Below are 22,330 nucleotides of genomic sequence, written 5' to 3'. Positions count from 1 at the left end.
AAAAAAAGCTTTAAATGAAATACTTTTTGGTTTATCTCGTTTTTTTTAATTCATTTCTATACTCTCAAACTAATGAGAGTAAGGATAGTATTGAGTTTTACACAAACTTAGCGCATGAAAATATAAAAAACAACAAATATAAAAACGCCCTTTTTTATACTCAAAAAGCAATAAATTTCAGCGAAACGAGTGGTAGCATAATCGACCAAGCAAATCAAACATTTAAATTAGGGGAGATTTACTATACTTTAAAAAAGTACAATGATGCGATCGAGATTTTTTCTGAGAGTATCGCTTTATTTGAAACTACAAAACCAACCCCGAGTTACGCCAATACTTATTATTATCTTGGACTTTCTCATATTGGAAAATCAAATTATAGCGCAGCCGAAATTTGTTTTAATAAAGCCCAATCTATTTATAAAGCATTAAAAATTAACGACTATGACGACCTTATAAACCTTCAAAAAGGAATTATTTTTAAAAATAAAGGCAATAAAAAAATGGCCTCTTCAATTTTTAATACCATAATTGCAAAACCAGACAACCCTGCATTTTTAAATATAAAAGCCGAAGCCTCTTATCAAATAGGTCTTATTGAAGAGGAAAATAATCGCAACAATTTAGCCTTAACTTACTACAATAAGGCATTAGAATTAAATTCAAAACAAGATAATCTTGAACAAAAATCGAATATACTTCTAGCTTTAAGTTCAGTATATGAAAAGATGTTAGATAAGAGTAATGCATATACTTATCTAAAACAACATTTAAATTTAAAAGAAAGCATTGCTATTTTAAATAACGAAAAACTTGGAATAGACGATTACGAAAATTTCAAAGAAACACAGCGATTAAAAAAAATTGAAAAAATAAACAAACAAAATTTAGAGAAAGCTAAAACCAATAAATTCTCTAAACTGATAAATATTTTATCCATTTCATTAATCTCAATTTTATCCCTGTTGAGCCTGTCTCTTTATAAGAACAATATTATCCGTAATAAATCCAATTTATTACTAAAGGAAAAAAATAATGAGTTATTAATAGAAAAAGAGAAAACAGAAAAAGCATCTAAAGCAAGATCTGAATTTTTATCTACTGTGAGTCATGAACTGCGTACTCCTTTGAATGCCATAAATGGAATTACCCATTTACTATTAGAAGAGAACCCAAAAAAATCGCAATTGCATTATTTATCTTCTTTAAAATTTTCAGGGAATTACCTAGCCACCTTCATTAATGAAATATTAGAGATTAATAAAATTGATTCGAACAAAGTTGAAATTGAATATATCAACTTCAATATTAAAAATTTACTAGAAGACATAAAAAACTCTTTGAAAGGATTAGCTAAAAGCAACAATATTGACTTTACCTTAGAAATTGATTCAAACATTCCCGATAATTTGATTGGAGATCCAACAAAATTATCACAGATATTTATGAATTTAATCAATAACGCACTTAAATTCACAAAAGATGGAAAGGTAAATGTAAATGCAAAAATGACAGCATTGAAAAACAAAAATGCTGCTTTATTATTTGAAATAACTGACACGGGCATAGGAATACCAAAAGACAAGCAAAAAACAGTATTTGAAAGCTTCTCTCAAGGGTCTGTAGAGATAAATCGTAAATATGGTGGTACTGGTTTAGGGTTAACCATTGTAAAAAAATTAATAAAAATTTTAGGTGGCCAAATAAAGCTAGAAAGTGAACTTGGTAAAGGTTCTAAATTTTCATTTGACTTAAGCTTTAAAGTAGATGACCAACAATTACCAGTTGTTGAAAAGCAAAAAATGTACGAAGACATTATTTTTAAAGATAAAAACATATTATTAGTTGAAGATAATAAAATCAACCAAATGATCACTCAAAAAATGTTAGAATACAAAGGCGTTATTTGTAAAATTATTGACAATGGAGAGGATGCAATTGAATCCGTAAAAAACAATCAATATGATTTAGTTTTAATGGATGTCCATTTGCCTGGGATAAATGGAACTATTGCAACCCAAAAAATCAGAGAATTCAACAAAAGACTTCCTATAATAGCTTTAACTGCAATTTCACTAGATGAAAACAGAGAAATGCTTTTATCTTATGGAATGAATGATGTAATCACAAAACCTTTTGTACCTGAAGAGTTCTATGCTTCAATAGCAAACAACCTTTCAAAGTCTAGTATTTCATAATCAATTCTCTAATTAACTTTCTTACATTAGGTTCTGCATTTTGCGCCGCTTCTAAAACTTCATCATGTGATATACTATCGATGTTATCTTCATCACCAATGTCAGTAATTACTGATATTCCAAAGGTTTCTAAATCCATGTGGCGCGCTACAATAACTTCAGGAACGGTAGACATTCCGACACAATCAGCACCCAAAATTTTCACCATTCTATATTCTGCCAAAGTCTCAAAACTAGGACCTTGTAGTCCTAAATAAATTCCGTCTTTCACTTCAATATTTAAATTTAAAGCCAACTCTTTGGCTTTAGCAACCATTTTCCTAGAATAAGGTTCACTCATGTTTACAAATCGAGGTCCAAAACGTTCGTCATTTGCTCCGCGCAAAGGATGTTCGGGTGTGAAATTTATATGGTCTTTTATAATTACAATTTCTCCAATTCTATAATTAGGATTAACTCCACCAGAAGCATTGGAAACAATCAATTTTTTTATTCCCAAAAACTTCAAAACACGAATTGGAAAAGTGACTTCTTTCATAGAGTAGCCTTCATAAAAATGAAAACGTCCTTGCATGGCGACCACTTTTTTATCGCCAATAGTTCCAAAAACCAATGCTCCTTTATGACCTTGAACTGTAGACACAGGGAAATTTGGAATCTCGTTATAAGGTAGCGTAAATTCAACCACAATATCGTCTGTAAAACTCCCTAATCCTGAACCCAAAATCACTCCATACTCTGGATTGAAATGATTAATTCCGTTTATATAACTAACTGTTTCTTGAACTTGTTCCCACATAATTTATAATTGTTTTTTTAAACGCTTCACTTTCACCTAGAAACTTACTTTTAATTGGTAAATAGAAAAGTTTATCTTCAGGAATACTTTCTTTTAATCTAACATAATCCTTTTCGGTAGTAATAATGATTTTGTTTAAAGATAAGTTTTTAATTTCTAAAATATCTTTTGGTGCAAAATGATGATGATCTGGAAAAGTTAAACATACTGTATTTTCCGCTGACAAATAATTAAAAAATGGTTTTGGCTTAGCAATTCCTGCCAATAGCACAGTGTCAATACCTTTAATTTCGCTTACTGCTATTTTTTTATTTTTAGAATACACAAAAGTATCATATTCAACTCCTGTAAAATACAGTTCTTGATTGGGATCCAGTTTTAAATTAGTTCTTATGCTTTGTTTTTCGTCAAGCGAAAGATCTACTGAACACTTAGTTACAATAACAATATTAGCCCTTTTAGCTCCACTCCTACTCTCTCTCAAATTTCCTGTAGGAAGCATAAAATCATCCGAATATAATTCTCCATAAGTGGTTAGCAAAATATAAAAACCTGCTTTTACTTTACGATGTTGGTACGCATCATCTAATAAAATCACTTCTGGTTTTTGCTTTTGCAAAAGTAATTGCTCTATTCCGTTTTTACGATTGGCATCAACAGCAACAAAAATATTTTTAAATTTTTGATAATATTGAAAAGGTTCGTCGCCTAAAATCTCCGCATTAGAAGAAGCGTCGGCCAAAATAAAGCCTTCTGATTTTCTTTTATAGCCTCTACTCAATGTAGCTACTTTATAAGAGTCTGAAAGCAACCGAATTAAATATTCTATCTGTGGTGTTTTCCCGGTTCCCCCAACACTTAGATTCCCTACAACAATAGTGGGCAAATCAAAAGAGTAGGATTTCAAAACTCCTTTATCATACAGAAAATTCCGAATACTCGTGATCAAACCATATATAATGGCAAAAGGAAAGAGTATTTTTCTCAGTAAATTCATTTTACGAAAGTATAATAAATTATCTTTGAAATAAATATTTTGTCTCTTTTGTTTAAAGTTTAAAGAGAGTCAATCATCAAAATTCAAACTGAAAACGCTAAACTCAAATACCATGAAAATAAAAGAAATCCTTTTAGTACTGGAAGAAATGGCTCCACTCGCCTATGCTGAAGATTTTGACAATGTGGGTTTGTTAGTTGGTAATCAAGAAACCGAAGCTACTGGAATTCTAGTTTGTCATGACGCATTAGAAAATGTAATTGAGGAAGCCATTGCTGAAAAATGCAATTTGGTTGTTTGTTTTCATCCCATACTTTTCTCCGGTTTAAAAAAAATCACTGGAAAAAATTACGTAGAACGAACTGTGATCAAAGCGATAAAAAATGATATTGCCATTTATGCTGTGCATACTGCTTTAGACAACCATCCCGAAGGCGTAAATAAAATATTTTGTGATGCCCTTGGGTTGAAAAATTCCAAAATCTTAATTCCAAAACAAAATTTCATTCGTAAAATAGTCACCTACACTATTCCAGAAAATGCCGAAAAAGTGAGAAATGCACTTTTTGATGCTGGTGCAGGACAAATAGGGAATTATGAAGATTGCAGTTTCAACTCTAAAGGGATTGGTACTTATATGGGCAATGAACATAGCAATCCACAATTAGGAGAACGCTTTGAATTTGTAGAAGGAGAGGAAATCAAAATTGAAGTTACTTTTGAAAAATATTTAGAATCAAAAATCTTAAAAACACTTTTTAAAAGTCATGCTTATGAAGAAGTGGCTTATGAAGTGTATGAACTTCAAAATAAACATCAAAACATCGGATTAGGAATGATTGCCGAATTTGAAGTTCCCATGGATGAAAAAGATTTTTTAAATTTAGTAAAAGAAAAAATGCTATCCGATGGAATTCGACATTCTACATTTACAGGAAAGCCAATAAAAAAAGTGGCTGTACTGGGAGGATCTGGCAGTTATGCCATAAAAAATGCAATTTCAGCTGGAGCTGATGCATTTTTGACGGCCGATTTGAAGTATCATCAGTTTTATGAAGCCGAAAATCGACTACTTTTGGCAGATATTGGACATTTTGAGAGCGAACGCTATACAAAAAATTATATTGTTGATTTTCTTCGGAAAAAAATCCTTAATTTTGCAATCATTTTATCTGAAGAAAATACAAATCCAGTTAAGTACTTATAAGAATATGGCGAATACGAAAGAATTAAGTGTTGAGGACAAGTTAAGAGCAATTTACGATTTACAATTGATTGACTCTAGAATTGACGAAATTAGAAATGTAAGAGGTGAACTTCCTCTTGAAGTGGAAGATCTAGAAGATGAAGTTGCTGGTTTAAGCACCCGTTCTGAAAAATTGAAAAGCGAACTTGAAGTAATCGAGGACCTTATCAAATCAAAAAAGAATGCAATTGACGAGCACAAAGAGAGCATTAAAAAGTACACAAAACAACAAGAAACTGTTCGTAACAACAGAGAATTTAACTCTTTAACAAAAGAAGTTGAGTTTCAAGAACTTGAAATTCAATTAGCTGAAAAGCATATTAAAGAAATGAAAGCTTCGATCGAACATAAGAAAGAAGTAATCTCTCAGTCAAAAGAAAGATTAGAAGTAAAATCTAATCATTTGAAACATAAAAAATCTGAGTTAGATGCTATCATGGCAGAAACTGCTAAGGAAGAAGCGTTTTTAACAGAGAAATCTGGTGAATACCAAAACCTTATCGAAGAAAGATTATTAGCAGCTTACACTAGAATTAGAACAAGCGTTCGTAATGGTTTAGCAGTTGTATCTATCGAAAGAGGAGCTTCGGCAGGTTCATTCTTTACTATCCCACCACAAACTCAAGTGGAGATAGCTTCAAGAAAAAAAATCATCACTGATGAGCATTCAGGAAGAATATTAGTCGACAGTTTATTAGCCGACGAAGAAAAAGAGAAAATGGAAAAGTTATTTTCTAAATTTTAATTATATTTAAGTCCCGATTCACATCGGGACTTTTTTATTATGAAAAAAACACTCTACTTCCTTTTTACAAAGTCTATCGGATTATACATTAATTTTTTAAGTTTTGTATCTCCTGATAAAGCCACACAATTAGCCTACTCTCTTTTTAGTGAACCCAGAGAAGGCAGGCTAACCAAATCAAAACTTCCCAAAATCCTTCGCGAAACCGAAAGCAGAACGTTTAAACATAACGATGAATATTTCCAAACTTATACTTGGAAAGGAAATGACACTGTTATATTACTAGTACATGGATGGGAAAGTAATGCTTCTCGCTGGAAAAAAATGCTCCCTTATTTAAAAGAATCAGGAAGTACTATAATTGCAATAGATGGTCCAGCCCACGGATTGTCTAGTGGAAAAGAATTCAACATTCCTCAATACGCTACATTTATTGATATAGTAGTCAAAGAATTCAAACCTCAATACCTTATTGGGCATTCACTAGGAGGAAAAACCTGCTTATACTACCAGTCTAAATATCAAAATGATAGTATTGAAAAAATGGTGATTTTAGGAGCGCCTAGCGATTTTAAAATTATTCTCAATAACTATATCAAGATGCTTAGCTTGAACTCTACCATTTCTAAAGGTCTAGAAACACATTATTTAGACCATTTCAAACTTCAGCTAGAACATTTCTCTGGAAAAATATTTGCATCTAAAATAAAGACCAAAGGACTCATTGCTCACGATACTGAGGATACGGTTGTTTTATTTGAAGAAGGAAAAAAAATTGCCAGTACTTGGAAAGATTCCATTTTTATTGAAACAAATGGTTTGGGGCATAGCCTACATGATGATCAATTATATAAAAAAGTTTCGGAATTTTTATTCGAATCTAAATAGGCCCACACGATCCCTTTCCGACTCTTTTTATCAACTTAAGCAAATAAACAAACTACCAGATAAACGATTACACAATTTAGTGTTACTTTTGCACTATGGAAGAAAATCTAAAACGCCTCAACAAATTCATCGGAGAAACCGGTTATTGCTCCCGTCGTGAGGCAGACAAAATAATTGAAGAAGGTCGTGTAACCATCAATGGAGTTGTCCCTGAGCTAGGAACAAAAGTTTCCCCCGATGACGAAGTGCGTATAGACGGCAAACTCATCCGTGAAAGAAATGAAAAACCAGTTTATCTTGCTTTCTATAAACCTGTAGGAATTGAATGTACTACAAACCTAGACGTTCGCAATAATATTGTGGATTACATCAATTATCCTAAACGTATTTTCCCTATTGGCCGACTAGATAAAGCCAGTGAAGGATTGATTTTCATGACTAATGATGGTGATATTGTAAACAAAATACTTCGCGCTAGAAACAATCACGAAAAAGAATATACGGTAACCGTAAACAAGCCCATCACCGATCGATTTATTGAAAGAATGGGAAATGGAGTACCCATTTTGGACACAGTTACCCGAAAATGTAAAGTAGAGCAAATCAGTAAATACATTTTTAAAATTATACTTACCCAAGGATTAAATCGTCAAATCCGTAGAATGACCGAATATTTAGGGTATGATGTAACAGCATTAAAACGCATCCGAATTATTAATATTTCCCTAGATGTACAAGTAGGAAGATACCGCGATTTAACCGATGCCGAAATAAAAGAATTAAATGAGCTTATTGAGCCTTCTAGTAAAACAGAAGAAGCAAGTTTACCAAAAGCAGAACCTGCTAAAAGACGAACAGAATTTATCAAAAGAGACGATCCTAGATTTAAGAAAAGAGGGGATTATTAAACAAAAGCCAAGAAATGATTTTTCTTGGCTTTTGTTTTTAACTACAACTATTTTAATTTATCTAGTGTTTCATAATACAATGCTTTTGATAGAAAACTTTCTTTTTGGTTTCTACCAATTGTTTCTTCACGTTCCATTTCAGGATATTGACCATCAAATTTATTTTGATAAAAATAGGTTCTACGTACGTTATCATTAAAATTTAATCCACTTAAAAAAATTGGATCAACTCCTTTATTAACGCTAATGTTATAATTTGTTATAAGGCTTCCCCAATTTATAAAACTACATAAAAGTAACGTTCCATAAAAATACCAAATCATTTGATTAAAAAGATACGCATTTGTTTTTCGCTGATAAATCTTCCAATAAGTAATAAAGAGACCTACAATTGCCAATAATAAGAAAGCAAAAACCCCTAATCTTTTATAAGTTAAACCAAAAGCAGTAACATACTCTAAATTTTTAATGATTGTACTAATAATTAACACTCCATTTAATGCTATCCAAATTTTGGATAATAATTTAAGTTTACTCGCTTTCTTATCAAAATTGAATCCGTTTTTTAAAAAAAATAACATCACACCTACAGCCATTATTATCGAAAAAATAACAGAATTAACTCTTTCATGTGTTGCTACACTCAAAGAAGCTATTACTTTGTCCTCAAAAAACTGTTCATAATTATACGTTCCTATAAAAATTAAAATCATACAATTTAAAAGCACTAATGTGATTTCACCACTTTTTCTTTCAAAGTCAAGATCAAGAAATGAAAAAGTTTGTTTATGCACCATGTTATTCTCCGTAGTAAAATCATTATCTAATTTTGGATTAAAATCATAACAATATTCAGGCAACCAATAATTCCAAAAACTAAAAGAAATATAAAATCCTACTAATACAATTAAAAATAAATGAAAGACATTTAAATCTAAAGTATAATCTGTAAATAGAGATGAAAAATGATCGCTACCAAAAGCATAAACAGTAAAAAACAAGATTATAAATATGCCTGGAATAAGAAAGTAGGCTATGATTTTTTTAGCAAGATTATTTTTTACTTCTCTTTTTGGGAGCCATTGACTAAACATTAATACACGTCCTAATGAAGTAAATCCATTGATAAATACAATAGGGAAAATCTGCACTATTTTTAACTTAGGTTCTTGAATTTTAAATTGTAAAAAAAGAACAGATATTGCTAAAGCTAAAAAAGAGACAAAATCGCCATACCAAGCAAAAGCAAAGCAGGACAAAACTGATACAATTACTAACCCTAAATGCAAACGATTACTGAATCTTTGCTGAAAGAAATAACAAATCATTCCCGTTAAAACCAAACCAAAAACAGCTAGGTTTACCCCTATTGATTCGTTGTAAAAAAGCAATGTAAAAATCAGACTACAAACTAAAATTAATTGGTGTTTTTTCATAATAAAAAGTTTAAAAGTACTTTGTATTTCAAAGTAAGTGATTAAAAAAAAGGTGTTATTTAGATTTGATCAATTTTTCAAGACTATTTAGGTGAGAAACAAAAGCGGTTCTCCCCATATTAGTAACACGATATGACGTTTTGGGTTTTTTACCAACAAACTCTTTTTTTACTTCTATGTAGCCAGATTTCTCCAATGCAGAAGAATGACTAGCCAAGTTACCATCAGTAATATTCAATAAAGATTTCATTTCAGTAAAATCAATCCAGTCGTTTACCATGAGAACGGACATGATGCCTAGCCTGACTCGACTTTCGAAATCTTTATTTAATTTATCGATGATTCCCATTTCTATTTATATTTTTTGAACATAATTACACCATAAAGAATATGCAAAATTCCAAATCCAATAGACCAAAAAACAAGTCCATATCCAAGATAAAAAAGGGAAATACATCCTAAAACAATTTCGCAAATACCCAAATATTTAATATCTGAAAAAGTATAATTTTCAGCATTAACAAGTGCTAAACCATAAAACAACAAAGTTGCAGGAGCTATCAAAGCAAATAAATGATGGTATAATAACGCAATACAAAACACGCCACCTACACATAAAGGAATCGCTAAATTGAGTAGCATTTTTTTTGTTGTATTTGTCCAAACTGGTAAATTATTTTGTTTGCTTTTCCTTAAAGTAAAAAATATCCCAAATAATAAGGCCAAAGCCAAAATGAATAAAGCCACAACAACTAATTCAATTATTAGTTCATAACTATAAACCCTTTGATTACCATCAAAATATTCTATTCCTTTTTGTTTAAACAATTGATATACATAAAATGATCCACCCAACGCAGTCAAACCTGCAAACACACCCGAAAGGCCACTTAACGATATAAATCTTGAAGAGCGTTCCATCATGGAACGAATATGTGATAAATCTTCTTGATGTTTTTGACTCATAATTAAAGTACTTTGTAATGCAAAGTTAATAATTAATTTTAAATATCAATATCCTTTATAGAAAAAATTACTGAATTCTCCTCCTTCTTGCTTTAACGATTTTATCATCAATTAAAACAGCCTCATAGATTTGTTCCTTCAATGATTCAACATCAATTTCTTTAGTAGAAGTAAAAATCAATTTTGAAGCAAATTTTGCTGTAGCAAAAGTCTCATCTAAGAAATTATCTCCTTTACAAAAACCTATTGCTACACCAGTAGTTACTTTTCCCCATGGAACGGAAGCGGGCCATATATAACAAATTCTAGAATGACGATAATAAAAAGGGACATTGTAAGCCAATTTCTCTTTTAAATCTGGCATACATTCTAAAATAATTTTACGTAGAAAAAGGACAATTTCTATTTCCTCTTCTGGTAGCTGATCTAGAAATTCATCAATAGAACCAAACTGTATTCCTTGTGGGTTTCCCATAATAAAAAAGCCTATCCGTCGCGGCGAATAGACTGTATGTTTTTTTAACTGTTTCTAGCTATTTTCATTTCCCTTGCCAATAGCGTATTTTTCAATAACATGGCAATAGTCATTGGTCCTACTCCTCCTGGAACCGGAGTGATGAAAGAAGATTTTTTACTTACCTCATCAAAATCGACATCACCCGTGATTACATATCCTTTAGGGTGTGAAGCATCTGCAACTCTAGTAATTCCAACATCAATAACTACAACACCTTCTTTTACCATATCCGCTTTTAAGTAATTAGGAACTCCTAATGCCGTAATGATAATATCAGCGTTTTTTGTAAATTCTTCAATATTTTTAGTTCTACTGTGAGTCAATGTTACTGTTGAATCACCAGGATATCCTTTACGACTCATCAAAATACTCATTGGTCGTCCCACAATATGGCTACGCCCAATAACTACAGTATGTTTCCCCGATGTTTCTACTTTATAACGCTCTAATAATTGCATGATTCCGAATGGAGTAGCCGGTAAAAACGTTTCCATTTCCAAAGCCATTTTTCCAAAATTAGCAGGATGAAAACCATCCACATCTTTATTAGGATCAATTGCCATCAGAATCTTTTGCTCATCAATATGTTTAGGCAAAGGCAATTGAACGATGTACCCATCTAAATCGTCATCGGCATTCAATTCTTTTATTTTTTCTAACAATTCAGCCTCTGTAGTAGTTTCTGGCAAACTTACTAAAGTAGAGTCAAAACCAATTTGCTGACATGAACGCACTTTACTACCAACATAAGTTAAGCTAGCCCCATCATTACCAACTATAACTGCTGCTAGATGCGGTACTTTGCCTCCATTGTTTTTTATCTTTTGTACTTCGGCAGCGATTTCGCTTTTAATATCTTCTGCTGTTTTCTTTCCGTCTAGTAGTTGCATTTTAATTTAGTTTAAAAAGTTTAAAGTTTACAATTTAAAGTTTCTCGGATCGCCTTTAATTTAAAACCTTAAAAATTAGTTTTGTTTTACTGCTTGTTTACACTATTAAAAAAGGTTTAAAACTTCAATACCTTGAAATTTTAAACCTAAGTCTTAATTTATCTTTGCATTCCTCCAGGCATTCCGCCTTTCATCCCGCCCATCATTTTCATAAGGTTTTTTCCTCCTGGACCTTGCATCATTTTCATCATCTTGCTCATTTGCTCAAACTGTTTCATCAATTGATTTACTTGCTCAATTTTTGTTCCTGAACCTTTGGATATTCTAGCTTTCCTTTTCACATCTATAAGAGCAGGTTTACTTCTTTCAGCAGGAGTCATCGAATGAATAATTGCTTCAATATGTTTAAAAGCATCATCTTCAATTTCTACATCTTTCATTGCTTTTGAGGCACCTGGTATCATTCCAACCAAATCCTTCATATTACCCATTTTCTTTACTTGCTGAATTTGAGATAAGAAATCATCAAAACCAAATTCATTTTTCGCAATTTTCTTTTGGATTTTTCTTGCTTCTTCTTCGTCAAATTGTTCTTGCGCTCTTTCAACTAAAGACACAACATCTCCCATCCCTAAGATACGCTCTGCCATACGAACTGGATAGAATACATCAATAGCATCCATTTTTTCTCCTGTTCCTACAAACTTGATTGGTTTATTGACAACCGTTTTAATTGATAGTGCAGCACCACCACGTGTATCACCATCTAATTTAGTCAGGATAACACCATCAAAATTCAAAATATCATTAAATGCTTTAGCTGTATTTACAGCATCTTGACCTGTCATAGCATCAACAACAAATAAAGTTTCTTGTGGTTGTATTGCTTTATGAACACGAGCAATCTCGTCCATCATCTCTTTGTCAACAGCAAGACGACCTGCGGTATCGACAATTACTACATTGAAACCATTTGCTTTTGCATGCTTGATTGCATTTTGAGCAATTTCAACTGGGTTTTTATTTTCTGGCTCTGAGTATACCTCAACACCTATAGAATCTCCCACTACATATAATTGCTGGATCGCCGCAGGACGGTAAATATCACAAGCAACCAAAAGTGGTTTTTTATTCTTTTTTGTCAATAAATAATTTGCTAGTTTTCCAGAAAAAGTAGTTTTACCAGAACCTTGCAAACCTGACATTAAAATTACTGTAGGTGTTCCTGAAAGATTAATTCCAGCAACATCTCCACCCATTAATTCAGTTAATTCGTCCTTAACTAATTTTACCAATAACTGTCCTGGCTGTAAAGTAGTTAAAACGTCTTGTCCAAGTGCTTTTTCTTTTACTCTTGTAGTAAAATCTTTGGCAATTTTAAAATTCACATCGGCATCAAGTAAAGCACGACGCACTTCTTTTAAAGTTTCGGCTACGTTTACTTCGGTGATTTTTCCGTGCCCTTTTAATATATGAAAGGCTTTATCTAGTTTATCGCTTAAATTATCGAACATGTCATTGTTGTTTTAGGAATTGCAAATATAATATAAAGTTAGAAAGGTACAAAGGTTCTGAGACACAAAGGAACAAAGGAAAATAGTTCTTTTGAAATACTGATTTTTTCTTTGCAGTTTTTAGTTTTGCGTTAGGGATAGAAGTGAAAATCCTCCCGATTTTTTTCGGGAGATTATAACGGATAGCCCGACCCTGAAGATTTTTCTTCTTCAGGGTAACGCCCCAATATAGTTACATTCTCTCAGGAACATTAATTCCTAACAATCTAAAAGAAGCTGCAATGGTATCGGCTACTTTTTTAGACAATTGTACTCGGAATGTTTTTTTACTCAATTCTTCTTCACCTAAAATAGGAACTGCTTGATAGAATGAATTGTATTCACGCACCAAATCATAAGTATAATTTGCCAATAAAGCTGGACTGTGATTATGAGCCGCATTTTGAATTACCTCTGGAAACAATTCCAGTTGTTTCAACAATTCCTTTTCTTTTTCGTGAAGGGAAACTGCTTCGGATTTATTAGAAAAATCAAAATTTGCTTTGCGAATTATTGATTGAATTCTAGCGTACGTATATTGAATAAACGGACCTGTATTACCTGCAAAATCAACTGATTCTTCAGGATTAAAAAGGATTCGTTTTTTAGGATCTACTTTTAAAATATAATATTTCAAGGCTCCAAGACCAATTGTATTGTATAAATTGGCTTTTTCTTCGGGAGAATAGGTATCTAATTTCCCAAGGTCTTCGGCAATTTTTTGAGCTGTACTCGTCATTTCATTCATCAAATCATCAGCATCAACTACAGTTCCTTCGCGGCTTTTCATTTTACCAGAAGGCAAATCAACCATTCCGTAAGACAAGTGGAAAAGATTTTTTGACCAATCAAAACCTAGTTTTTTCAAGATAAGAAACAACACTTTGAAATGATAATCTTGCTCGTTTCCTACGGTATAAACCATTCCACCTACATCTGGGTAGTCCTTTACACGTTGAATCGCAGTACCAATATCTTGCGTCATATATACTGCTGTTCCATCTGAACGAAGAACAATTTTACGATCTAAACCTTCATCAGTCAAATCAATCCAAACAGAACCATCGGGATCTTTTTCGAATACGCCTTTCTCTAATCCAATTTGTACGACATCTTTCCCTAATAAATAGGTATTGCTTTCATAATAAAAACAATCAAAATCGACTCCTAGATTTTTATAAGTAATAGCAAAACCATCATAAACCCATTGATTCATTTTTTTCCAAAGTAAAATCACTGCTTCGTCACCCGCTTCCCATTTTAAAAGCATTTCTTGTGCTTCTAGAATAATTGGCGACTGCTTCTTGGCTTCGTCTTCTGTTTTTCCCTCGCTCATTAATTGAGCTATTTCTGCTTTGTATGCTTTATCAAAAGCTACATAATAATTACCTACTAGTTTATCTCCTTTTTGGCCTGTAGATTCAGGAGTTTCTCCATTTCCAAATTTCTGCCAAGCCAGCATCGATTTACAAATATGAATTCCTCTATCGTTGATAATTTGAGTTTTATAAACTTTTTTACCTGAGGCTTTAATAATTTCAGCAACAGAATATCCTAATAAATTATTACGAACATGACCTAAATGCAAAGGCTTATTAGTGTTTGGAGAAGAATATTCTACCATTACCGCTTTTTCATCTGGATTTGGAGTGACGAAACCAAATTTTTCATTGTCTTTAATTTCATTAAAGAAATTCAGGTAATATTCATCCGAAATAACAATATTTAAAAATCCTGAGACTACATTAAAATGACTTACATCACTTACGTTTTCAACTAAATAGTTACCAATTTTATTTCCTAATTCTACAGGATTGCTTTTTACCACTTTTAATAATGGAAAAATAACCATGGTAATATCTCCTTCAAATTCCTTCCGAGTAGTTTGAAATTCAACTTTATCAATTGTAATGTCAAATAAAGCAAGAATTGCTTTTTCTATAGAAGGCGTAAGAATTTGTGATAATGTCATTTTATGTGTTTGTTATGAACTTGCAAAGATAGTATTTAATTAGAAAAATCATTTAGAAAATTAATATTGAAACCCATTATAGAATTCCTTAACTTTATATTCCCATCCAGAACTTTTTTACTGAAAAATAGTAAGAATAATAATACATTAATATTTGTCATTAATATTACGCCGTATTTATTTGCATTTTAACGATTTATTGTAGATTTGAAAAATTCAATTATTAATTATTATCATGAAAAAAATTCAGCCGCTATTTCTATTATTATTTTATGCAGTTTGTTTTTCACAATCGGTAACAATCAATACAACCACTTACACCACAGATCAGTTAATTAATCAGATATTAATTAATTCTCCCTGCGTGTCTGCAACAAATATCAACTACAGGTCAGGTTCATTTTATGGCTCCACAAATGGTATTGGATACTTTGAAAATAGCAATCCAAATTTCCCATTTACAAATGGAGTTGTTTTAACGACAGGCGATGTAACAAAAACTCCTAGTCCCAATACAAGTATTTTAAGTAATGGTAGTATGGCATGGGCTGGCGACAGTGATTTAGAAGCGAATTTACTTTCTCAATCAGGTATAACAATCAATTCCATAAATGCCAGTTACATTGAGTTTGATTTTCAACCCAAAACACCCAATTTTGATTTCTCTTTTCTGTTTGCTTCTGAAGAATATGGAACTTCTCAATGTAGCTTTTCGGATGCCTTTGCTTTTCTATTAAAAGATGTCACCGCTGGTGGGCCCAATGTGAATTTAGCCGTAATTCCTGGTACTAGTATTCCAGTTTCCGTAGCAACAATTCGAGATGCTACTTACAATTCTAATTGCCCATCAGCTAATCCTAGTTATTTTGGCACTTTTAACGGTAGTGGTTTTGGTCCTGCAATTAATTTCAACGGACAAACAATACCCATGGTTGCATCAGCAACAGGGCTAAACACCAATCATGTTTATCATATCAAACTAGTTATTGCTGATGGAGGGAATAATACAGGTTATGATTCGGCAATATTTTTAAAAGCCAATAGTTTTAATATTGGACAAAATGTTTTAGGGCTTGATTATACGGCCGCAAACAATAGAGCAATTTGTCCTGGAAATACATTACCCACATTATCTGCATCAGGTTTAAGTCCCGGAACTACAATTGTATGGAAAAAAGAAGGAGTTGACTTTTCTCCTCCACAAACGGGTACGACTTTAGACCTGAATACTATTCTCCCATTAATAAGTTCTGGAATTCATAATTATAGCGTCTCCTATACGGAACCTGGATGTACTGAAGTCACTGATGAAATAAGTGTCGAAATTTACCCTGCAATTGGAGTAATAAATACAGTTCCTGACATTTACACTTGCAATACTGGAGCGTCTTCTTATGACTTTGATTTAACAAAAAACACTACACTTATATTAGCAGGTAATGATCAAGCCACTAATGCAGCAGGAATTGTAGATGATTTACCTGCAGGAACTGTTATTTCATATCACCTAACTAATGCCGATGCCATTTCAAATAATTCTCCAATTTCAAGCCCTTATACCATTTTAAATTCTGAAAACGGAAAAACAATTTATGTTCGAATTCAAAATCCATCTACTTTATGTTACGAAATACGATCTTTTCAATTAATGATTGTGGCAAGTCCAATCATTTCATCTACACCCAGTGATATAGCACTATGCGCAAGAAATAGTACGGATGCTACGCCAAAAGCAAGCTTTAACTTATCAGCAGCAAAAGCAGCAATAATAGGTGCTCAAAACCCTTTATATACCATCCTAACATTTCACTCTTCTTTAGCAGGAGCTACCAATAATTCTAATACTATAATTCCAAATTCAAGCAACATATTATTGTCTTCTAGTACTACATTGTGGGTCCGATTACAAAATATTTCTAGTAACAATTGCTTTGTTGTAACAAGCTTTCAACTTACTGTTACTCCCCTACCTCAAGTAGACGTCTTAAAAGATGTATTTGTATGTACTTCCTACACTTTACCTACGTTAACAGAAACAGGAGCACAATATTGGACAGGATCAAATGGGACAGGAACGCAGCTTTTTGCAGGAGACCAAATTTCTACCACAACTACTTTATATGTGTTCAATCAATCTGGAATCTGTACAAATCAAGATTCTTTTAAAGTTACTATATCAAATTTAGGAACAATAACTCCCACTTCATCTACCTATTGCACAGCATACAAACTTCCCAATTTAGCTTACGGAAAATACTATACTCAAAGTGGAGGTACTACAACTCCAGGGAACACTGAGTTAGCATCGGGAACAATAATAAATGCAGCAGGCTTAAATACCATTTATGTTTGGTTTCAAGATACTACCGTGTCACCCGCCTGCAATCAAGAAAAACCTTTCTCAATAACAATAATTCCGTTTACTGCTTTACCAGATTATGAAAATCAATTTGGCTGTAGTTCCTACATCATGCCTGCTGATGTTAATGGTGGTATTTATTATTCAGGACCTAATAAAGGACTGCCTATTATTCCAGCTGGAACAATTATAATTGCAACTACTCCTATTTATGTTTACAAAGAAACAGGAACGGCACCAACTAACTGTACTTCCGAAAAAACATTTACTGTATATATCGGTATTTCAGATATTAATCCTCCATCTGATGTAAATTCTTGTTCGGCTTATATTTTGCCTCCATTAATTGTTGGTGAATATAGAACTGCGGCTGGAGGCGGAGGATCAGTTGTTCCGGCCGGTACTTCAATAAATACAACAACTACACTTTGGTATTATGTAACTGGAGAAAGCTGCACTGACAATTTACAGTTCACGGTAAATGTAAGCATAGCACCGCTGCCAATATTTAGTGACACTACCCCACAATGTGATGTGTATTATTTACCTCCAGTGGCACATTCGGGAAATTATTTTACTAAACCTCTAGGTACTGGAAATATGCGCCCCGTTGGATTTCCGGTAACCACAACACAAACTATGTATTTTTATGATAAAGCTGCATCTGGCTCGTGCTACGTTGAAGAAAAATTCTTAATTACTGTGAACCCATCTCCCTTAATAGATGCGAGACCAATTGAGGTTATAAAATGTGGGCAAAACTATGTTCTTGATGATTTAGCTAATGGAGAATATTACGAATTCCCTGGAGGTCCTTCTCCTACAAATCCAATATTACCTCCTGGATATATACTTAGCTCATCCAAAACTATATATGTTTATGCAGCTGCTACTGCACCTAACACTTGTACTGCTGAATATAGTATTTCAGTATTAATCACCTTAGTAAATAAAATTGGAGATCAATATGCCTGTAATAATTATATTTTACCCGCAATTGTAGGTCTTGGCGATTATTATACCGATGCAAATGGTCCACAAGGAGCTGGAACAAAACTAAGTCCTCCCTATTCACCTATTACTACAACTACAAAACTATATGTCTATGCAGAAGACAATACTCGAGTTGCCTGTTCTGATCAAGATGATTTTACAATAACCATTTACAACAGCCCCATAATTGCACCTATTGCAGCGGTAACAAGATGTGAATCGTATACATTACCCAACTTTATTGCTCCCATTAGTAAATACTTCACACAATCTGGTGGCCCTGCTAATACTACTAATACAGAAAAATACCCTGGTGATGTAATAACAACTTCATCTACAATATATGCCTATGCTGAAGTAGGAAATTCGTCAACTGTAATTTGCTCTGATGAAAAACCAATGGAGATCACAATCACTGATAAACCAAACCCAATACTTAGCGTTCCAGCAATTTGCCATGACTTTGCCACAGGAACGTTAACCAATGCTTATATCACTAGTGGATATACTGCCCCTCGATATTCATTTGAATGGAAAGAAGAAAATGGCATTTTAGTAGGTACCGCCTCTGATTTTTCAACAAGTCAGCCTGGAAACTACACACTAACTGTAACTGATTTGTCCATATTTGGTTGCACCTCAGATATAATTCCATTTGCTGTTATCGAATCAGCTCCACCAAGTTCCATCACGTTTACTACTGATGGCTGGTTTACAGATAACCAGACCATTACAGTAAATGCAGTGACAAGTATAGGAAATGGAGCTAATTTTCTTTATTCTTTAGATGGAAATACTCCACAAAGTAGCAATACTTTTACAAATGTTAGTTCTGGAATTCATGAAATTAGTGTCAGCGATGCGAATGGTTGTGGATCTACTAATCCGATTAGTCTAAAAATGATAAATGCTCCTAAGTTTTTCACACCAAATGGAGATGGATATAATGACACTTGGAATGTAACCGAAATGCCAAATCAAGAAAATATCAAACTATATATTTTCGATAGGTACGGCAAACTACTCAAAGAACTTTCTCCTAATGGAACGGGTTGGGACGGAAACTATAATGGGTATTCACTTCCTGCAGATGATTACTGGTTTACTATATTCTACACAGAAAACAATACCGCAAAAGAATACAAATCCCATTTTTCTTTAAAAAGGTAAATACACTTCATAGTATAAAAATGACTTTCTAATTTTGAAAGTCATTTTTTTTTAAACAAAATATTGATTTTTTGTAACAAAGTGAATGCTTCATAGTCTACTATGTAAATCATCAATTTTTAATAAATATATTTTGCATAAAATAGTACTATGTAATACATATTATATAAAAAATAATTACCTTTGCATCATCAATCAAAATAATCAATCATGAAAACAGTACAATTAATTTTAGTCTGCCTATTCGGAACTATCGTTTCGATGCAAGCACAAAACTCAGTCAAACCCAATCTTCTCGAAAACGCAGGAAGTGTAACCGGAAAAGTTATTGACAAGAAAACCAATGAACCATTACCCTATGTAAATGTTATTGTTAAAGAAGCTGACAAATTCGTAACTGGAGGAATCACTTCAGACAAAGGTATTTTCATTATCAAAAATCTAGATTTAAAAAAATACACTGTCGAATTTCAGTTTATTGGATATAAAACGGTTGTAAAATCAATTGAATTATCTTCCGAAAATAAAAACATAAATCTAAATACAATTGCAATAGAAGAAGATGCAATAGAATTAAAAGGAGTTGATATTGTTAGTGAGAAATCTACTATTGAACAAAAAATAGATCGAAAAATCATTAATGTTGGGAAAGATTTAATCTCTGCTGGAGCAACAGCGGGGGAAATAATGAATAATATTCCATCGGTTAGTGTTGACCCACAAACCAATGCGATTAGTTTAAGAGGAAATTCTAATGTTCGCGTTTTAATTGACGGAAAACCTTCTAATATAGAGGCTTCACAATTATTGCAACAAATCCCTTCCTCATCGATTAAGCAAATTGAATTAATCACTAATCCATCTGCAAAATACAATCCAGAAGGAATGAGCGGAATTATTAATATTGTTTTAAATAAAAACAGTAAAATTGGTTTTAATGGTAGCATTAATAATGGAGTTACTTTTGGAAAAACGCCCAAACTAAATTCATCAATCGATTTAAATTATAGAAGTGGAAAATTTAATTTTTATGGAAATTATGGTTTAAACACAGGAAAACGATCCAATCATGGATTTATAAAAAGCAAAGAAGTTAATAAAGAAAACGATCAGCTTTTTACATTCATAAACAATAACACTTCTCATTTAGCAAAAGTGGGTTTTGATTTCAATATTAATGATAAAAACACGTTGTCATTCTACACCAATCAAAGTTTCTTTAAAGGAAGTGGTAACGCAAGCACAGATGTAGATTATACAAACAATGCGACAAATGTAGATGTAATTCAACTTTTCGATAATAAAAATAAGGAACGTTCTCAAACTTACAATTTCGATTATAAAGTAAAATTTAAAAAGGAAGGACACAGTTTAGAATTAGAGATGAATTACAATAAAAATAATGAGCCAGAAAATGCCGTTTATTCTAATTACAACAGAGACACGCGAGCGTTGACTAGTTCTTACACAAATGATGTAGAAACTATTGGCAAAAATACTATTATCAATCTTGATTATGTAAACCCTCTTACGGAGACTATAAAATTAGAATTGGGTTTAGAGCATAGAAACGAAACAACCGATAATAGTTTGCTTAGAGACAGTAATCCAAATTCAAATTTTAGTTACGACAGAAAAATATCTTCGGCCTATGCCACTTTAGGTAAACAATGGAAAAAATGGAGTTTTCAAGCTGGAGCGCGTGTAGAAAAATACAATGTTGATGCCCTATTTAAAGAAGTATCTAAAGCAGATGGTGCCTTTAAAGATGACTTATTAAACGTTTATCCTTCTACATTCTTGACTTATACGCCAAGTGATAACAACTCATTTAACCTTAGTTTTTCAAGAAGAGTGGATCGTCCAAGCATCGGACAAGTCAACCCTATTAGAGAATGGAGTACTGCAACATTAGATTCTCAAGGAAATCCAAATCTTATTCCGCAGTTTACGAACTCGTATGAAATAAATTATACTAGAAAAACTAAAATAGGATCTATTACTTCAGGTGTTTTCTATAGAAGAATTGAAGATGAAATCACAAGAGTTATCTATACTAATCCGGATAACCCAAACAAGCAAATCTTATCTTATGATAATTTCAACAACAACAATGCGTATGGAGTTGAAGTTTCGGGTAATTTAGATTTTAAAAAATGGTGGAGCGCTAATGTAAGTGTTGATGCGTATCAGAAAAAAGTAAAAGGGACTATTGAGAGTACTCCTGGTGTTTATGAATTTGTTGAAGTCAATGCAAGTACATTTAATGCGCGCATCAACAATACTTTTAAAGCTACTAAAGACCTGCGTTTCCAATTATTTGGAATGTACAGAGGACGCGATTTGAGCTTACAGTTTAATAGAGAAGCCATGTGGAAAATGGATGTTGGAAGTAGTTACAATATCTTAAAAGGAAGTGGAACAATCAGTGCACGATTCAGCGATGTTTTTAACTCCATGCATTTTGCTTTTGCAGGTGACCGCCCTTATAAATCTAACGGGCAATTCAACTGGGAAAGCCAATCGGTTTATTTAGGATTCAATTATAGATTTGGAAGCGGTAAAAACAAAGCCATTCAAAGAAAACAAAGGGACAACAATGAAACCCAAGGTGGTGGTGGCCTTTTATAAGATTAGTTTTAATAGTTAGGTTCCAAAAGAAAAACCCAGAGTTTGCCAACTCTGGGTTTTTT

General features: G+C 32.6%; 16 protein-coding genes. 7 read left to right on the top strand and 9 right to left on the bottom strand.

What is annotated here, in order from left to right; all coding sequences use genetic code 11:
- The first annotated feature begins 14 nt into the window (after positions 1 to 14).
- A complete protein-coding gene (locus tag AB3G34_RS01470; protein WP_369753236.1) occupies positions 15 to 2,198 on the top strand; it encodes an ATP-binding protein in 2,184 nt (727 codons plus the stop codon).
- Here AB3G34_RS01470 and AB3G34_RS01465 read toward each other — a convergent pair.
- Together AB3G34_RS01465 and lpxK are read right to left on the bottom strand one after the other, a co-directional pair.
- Positions 2,185 to 2,997, bottom strand: coding sequence for a purine-nucleoside phosphorylase (locus tag AB3G34_RS01465; protein WP_369753235.1), 813 nt, complete (start codon positions 2,995 to 2,997; stop codon positions 2,185 to 2,187). The genes AB3G34_RS01470 and AB3G34_RS01465 overlap by 14 nt on opposite strands.
- Positions 2,969 to 3,994 carry a tetraacyldisaccharide 4'-kinase gene (gene lpxK, locus AB3G34_RS01460; protein ID WP_369753234.1) on the bottom strand — a complete coding sequence of 342 codons (1,026 nt, stop codon included), beginning with the start codon at positions 3,992 to 3,994 and terminating at the stop codon, positions 2,969 to 2,971. The genes AB3G34_RS01465 and lpxK overlap by 29 nt, the downstream gene beginning before the upstream one ends.
- 112 nt (positions 3,995 to 4,106) lie before the next feature.
- Here lpxK and AB3G34_RS01455 point away from each other — a divergent pair, with 112 nt between their 5' ends.
- The 4 genes from AB3G34_RS01455 (at position 4,107) to rluF (ending at position 7,781) form a co-directional block, all read left to right on the top strand.
- On the top strand, positions 4,107 to 5,201 hold the full coding sequence (locus AB3G34_RS01455) for a Nif3-like dinuclear metal center hexameric protein (protein ID WP_369753232.1): 1,095 nt from the start codon (positions 4,107 to 4,109) through the stop codon (positions 5,199 to 5,201).
- 4 nt (positions 5,202 to 5,205) lie between these two features.
- On the top strand, positions 5,206 to 5,985 hold the full coding sequence (locus tag AB3G34_RS01450) for a zinc ribbon domain-containing protein (protein WP_367757503.1): 780 nt from the start codon (positions 5,206 to 5,208) through the stop codon (positions 5,983 to 5,985).
- Positions 5,986 to 6,024: 39 nt separating this feature from the next.
- Positions 6,025 to 6,873 (top strand): alpha/beta fold hydrolase, encoded by an 849-nt coding sequence (locus AB3G34_RS01445; RefSeq protein WP_369753231.1) that lies wholly within the window; start codon positions 6,025 to 6,027, stop codon positions 6,871 to 6,873.
- Positions 6,874 to 6,968: 95 nt separating this feature from the next.
- On the top strand, positions 6,969 to 7,781 hold the full coding sequence (rluF, locus tag AB3G34_RS01440; protein WP_367757500.1) for a 23S rRNA pseudouridine(2604) synthase RluF: 813 nt from the start codon (positions 6,969 to 6,971) through the stop codon (positions 7,779 to 7,781).
- A 47-nt stretch (positions 7,782 to 7,828) separates the two neighbouring features.
- Here the strand turns inward: rluF and AB3G34_RS01435 are convergent, their stop codons facing one another.
- From AB3G34_RS01435 to argS, 7 genes are all read right to left on the bottom strand, one after another.
- Positions 7,829 to 9,217 (bottom strand): DUF4173 domain-containing protein, encoded by a 1,389-nt coding sequence (locus tag AB3G34_RS01435; protein WP_369753230.1) that lies wholly within the window; start codon positions 9,215 to 9,217, stop codon positions 7,829 to 7,831.
- Positions 9,218 to 9,272: 55 nt separating this feature from the next.
- A complete protein-coding gene (locus AB3G34_RS01430; RefSeq protein ID WP_269683998.1) occupies positions 9,273 to 9,566 on the bottom strand; it encodes a transcriptional regulator in 294 nt (97 codons plus the stop codon).
- 2 nt (positions 9,567 to 9,568) lie between these two features.
- Complete coding sequence (locus tag AB3G34_RS01425; RefSeq protein ID WP_369753229.1) at positions 9,569 to 10,183, bottom strand: hypothetical protein; 615 nt, start codon at positions 10,181 to 10,183, stop codon at positions 9,569 to 9,571.
- 67 nt (positions 10,184 to 10,250) lie between these two features.
- Positions 10,251 to 10,658 carry a DUF1801 domain-containing protein gene (locus tag AB3G34_RS01420; protein WP_369753228.1) on the bottom strand — a complete coding sequence of 136 codons (408 nt, stop codon included), beginning with the start codon at positions 10,656 to 10,658 and terminating at the stop codon, positions 10,251 to 10,253.
- A gap of 44 nt (positions 10,659 to 10,702) precedes the next feature.
- The gene (locus AB3G34_RS01415; RefSeq protein ID WP_367757496.1) at positions 10,703 to 11,590 is read right to left on the bottom strand and encodes a bifunctional 5,10-methylenetetrahydrofolate dehydrogenase/5,10-methenyltetrahydrofolate cyclohydrolase; all 888 of its coding nucleotides are present in this window, start codon (positions 11,588 to 11,590) and stop codon (positions 10,703 to 10,705) included.
- A 158-nt stretch (positions 11,591 to 11,748) separates the two neighbouring features.
- On the bottom strand, positions 11,749 to 13,104 hold the full coding sequence (ffh, locus tag AB3G34_RS01410) for a signal recognition particle protein (protein WP_367773806.1): 1,356 nt from the start codon (positions 13,102 to 13,104) through the stop codon (positions 11,749 to 11,751).
- Positions 13,105 to 13,336: 232 nt separating this feature from the next.
- Positions 13,337 to 15,115, bottom strand: coding sequence for an arginine--tRNA ligase (argS, locus tag AB3G34_RS01405; RefSeq protein ID WP_369753227.1), 1,779 nt, complete (start codon positions 15,113 to 15,115; stop codon positions 13,337 to 13,339).
- Between the two features lie 235 nt (positions 15,116 to 15,350).
- Here argS and AB3G34_RS01400 point away from each other — a divergent pair, with 235 nt between their 5' ends.
- Entirely contained in the window at positions 15,351 to 19,637 is a 4,287-nt protein-coding gene (locus AB3G34_RS01400) for a choice-of-anchor L domain-containing protein (protein ID WP_369753226.1), read from the top strand.
- Positions 19,638 to 19,847: 210 nt separating this feature from the next.
- Positions 19,848 to 22,268: a TonB-dependent receptor domain-containing protein gene (locus tag AB3G34_RS01395; protein ID WP_369753225.1), complete on the top strand. Its 2,421-nt coding sequence runs from the start codon at positions 19,848 to 19,850 to the stop codon at positions 22,266 to 22,268.
- Positions 22,269 to 22,330 lie beyond the last annotated feature (62 nt).

Origin of the sequence: Flavobacterium sp. WC2409 (genome assembly GCF_041200085.1) — a bacterium.
Lineage (GTDB): Bacteria > Bacteroidota > Bacteroidia > Flavobacteriales > Flavobacteriaceae > Flavobacterium.
Note: the sequence above shows the minus strand (reverse complement) of the source record. Positions and strands in the feature narration are given on the sequence as shown.

Excerpts from the sequence above, each read along its gene's own strand:
- AB3G34_RS01435 (WP_369753230.1), bottom strand. The coding sequence starts at position 9,217 with ATGAAAAAACACCAATTAATTTTAGTTTGTAGTCTGATTTTTACATTG.
- AB3G34_RS01415 (WP_367757496.1), bottom strand. The coding sequence starts at position 11,590 with ATGCAACTACTAGACGGAAAGAAAACAGCAGAAGATATTAAAAGCGAA.
- AB3G34_RS01455 (WP_369753232.1), top strand. The coding sequence starts at position 4,107 with ATGAAAATAAAAGAAATCCTTTTAGTACTGGAAGAAATGGCTCCACTC.
- argS (WP_369753227.1), bottom strand. The coding sequence starts at position 15,115 with ATGACATTATCACAAATTCTTACGCCTTCTATAGAAAAAGCAATTCTT.
- rluF (WP_367757500.1), top strand. The coding sequence starts at position 6,969 with ATGGAAGAAAATCTAAAACGCCTCAACAAATTCATCGGAGAAACCGGT.
- AB3G34_RS01445 (WP_369753231.1), top strand. The coding sequence starts at position 6,025 with ATGAAAAAAACACTCTACTTCCTTTTTACAAAGTCTATCGGATTATAC.
- AB3G34_RS01470 (WP_369753236.1), top strand. The coding sequence starts at position 15 with ATGAAATACTTTTTGGTTTATCTCGTTTTTTTTAATTCATTTCTATAC.
- AB3G34_RS01420 (WP_369753228.1), bottom strand. The coding sequence starts at position 10,658 with ATGGGAAACCCACAAGGAATACAGTTTGGTTCTATTGATGAATTTCTA.
- AB3G34_RS01425 (WP_369753229.1), bottom strand. The coding sequence starts at position 10,183 with ATGAGTCAAAAACATCAAGAAGATTTATCACATATTCGTTCCATGATG.
- lpxK (WP_369753234.1), bottom strand. The coding sequence starts at position 3,994 with ATGAATTTACTGAGAAAAATACTCTTTCCTTTTGCCATTATATATGGT.
- AB3G34_RS01430 (WP_269683998.1), bottom strand. The coding sequence starts at position 9,566 with ATGGGAATCATCGATAAATTAAATAAAGATTTCGAAAGTCGAGTCAGG.
- ffh (WP_367773806.1), bottom strand. The coding sequence starts at position 13,104 with ATGTTCGATAATTTAAGCGATAAACTAGATAAAGCCTTTCATATATTA.
- AB3G34_RS01400 (WP_369753226.1), top strand. The coding sequence starts at position 15,351 with ATGAAAAAAATTCAGCCGCTATTTCTATTATTATTTTATGCAGTTTGT.
- AB3G34_RS01395 (WP_369753225.1), top strand. The coding sequence starts at position 19,848 with ATGAAAACAGTACAATTAATTTTAGTCTGCCTATTCGGAACTATCGTT.
- AB3G34_RS01450 (WP_367757503.1), top strand. The coding sequence starts at position 5,206 with ATGGCGAATACGAAAGAATTAAGTGTTGAGGACAAGTTAAGAGCAATT.
- AB3G34_RS01465 (WP_369753235.1), bottom strand. The coding sequence starts at position 2,997 with ATGTGGGAACAAGTTCAAGAAACAGTTAGTTATATAAACGGAATTAAT.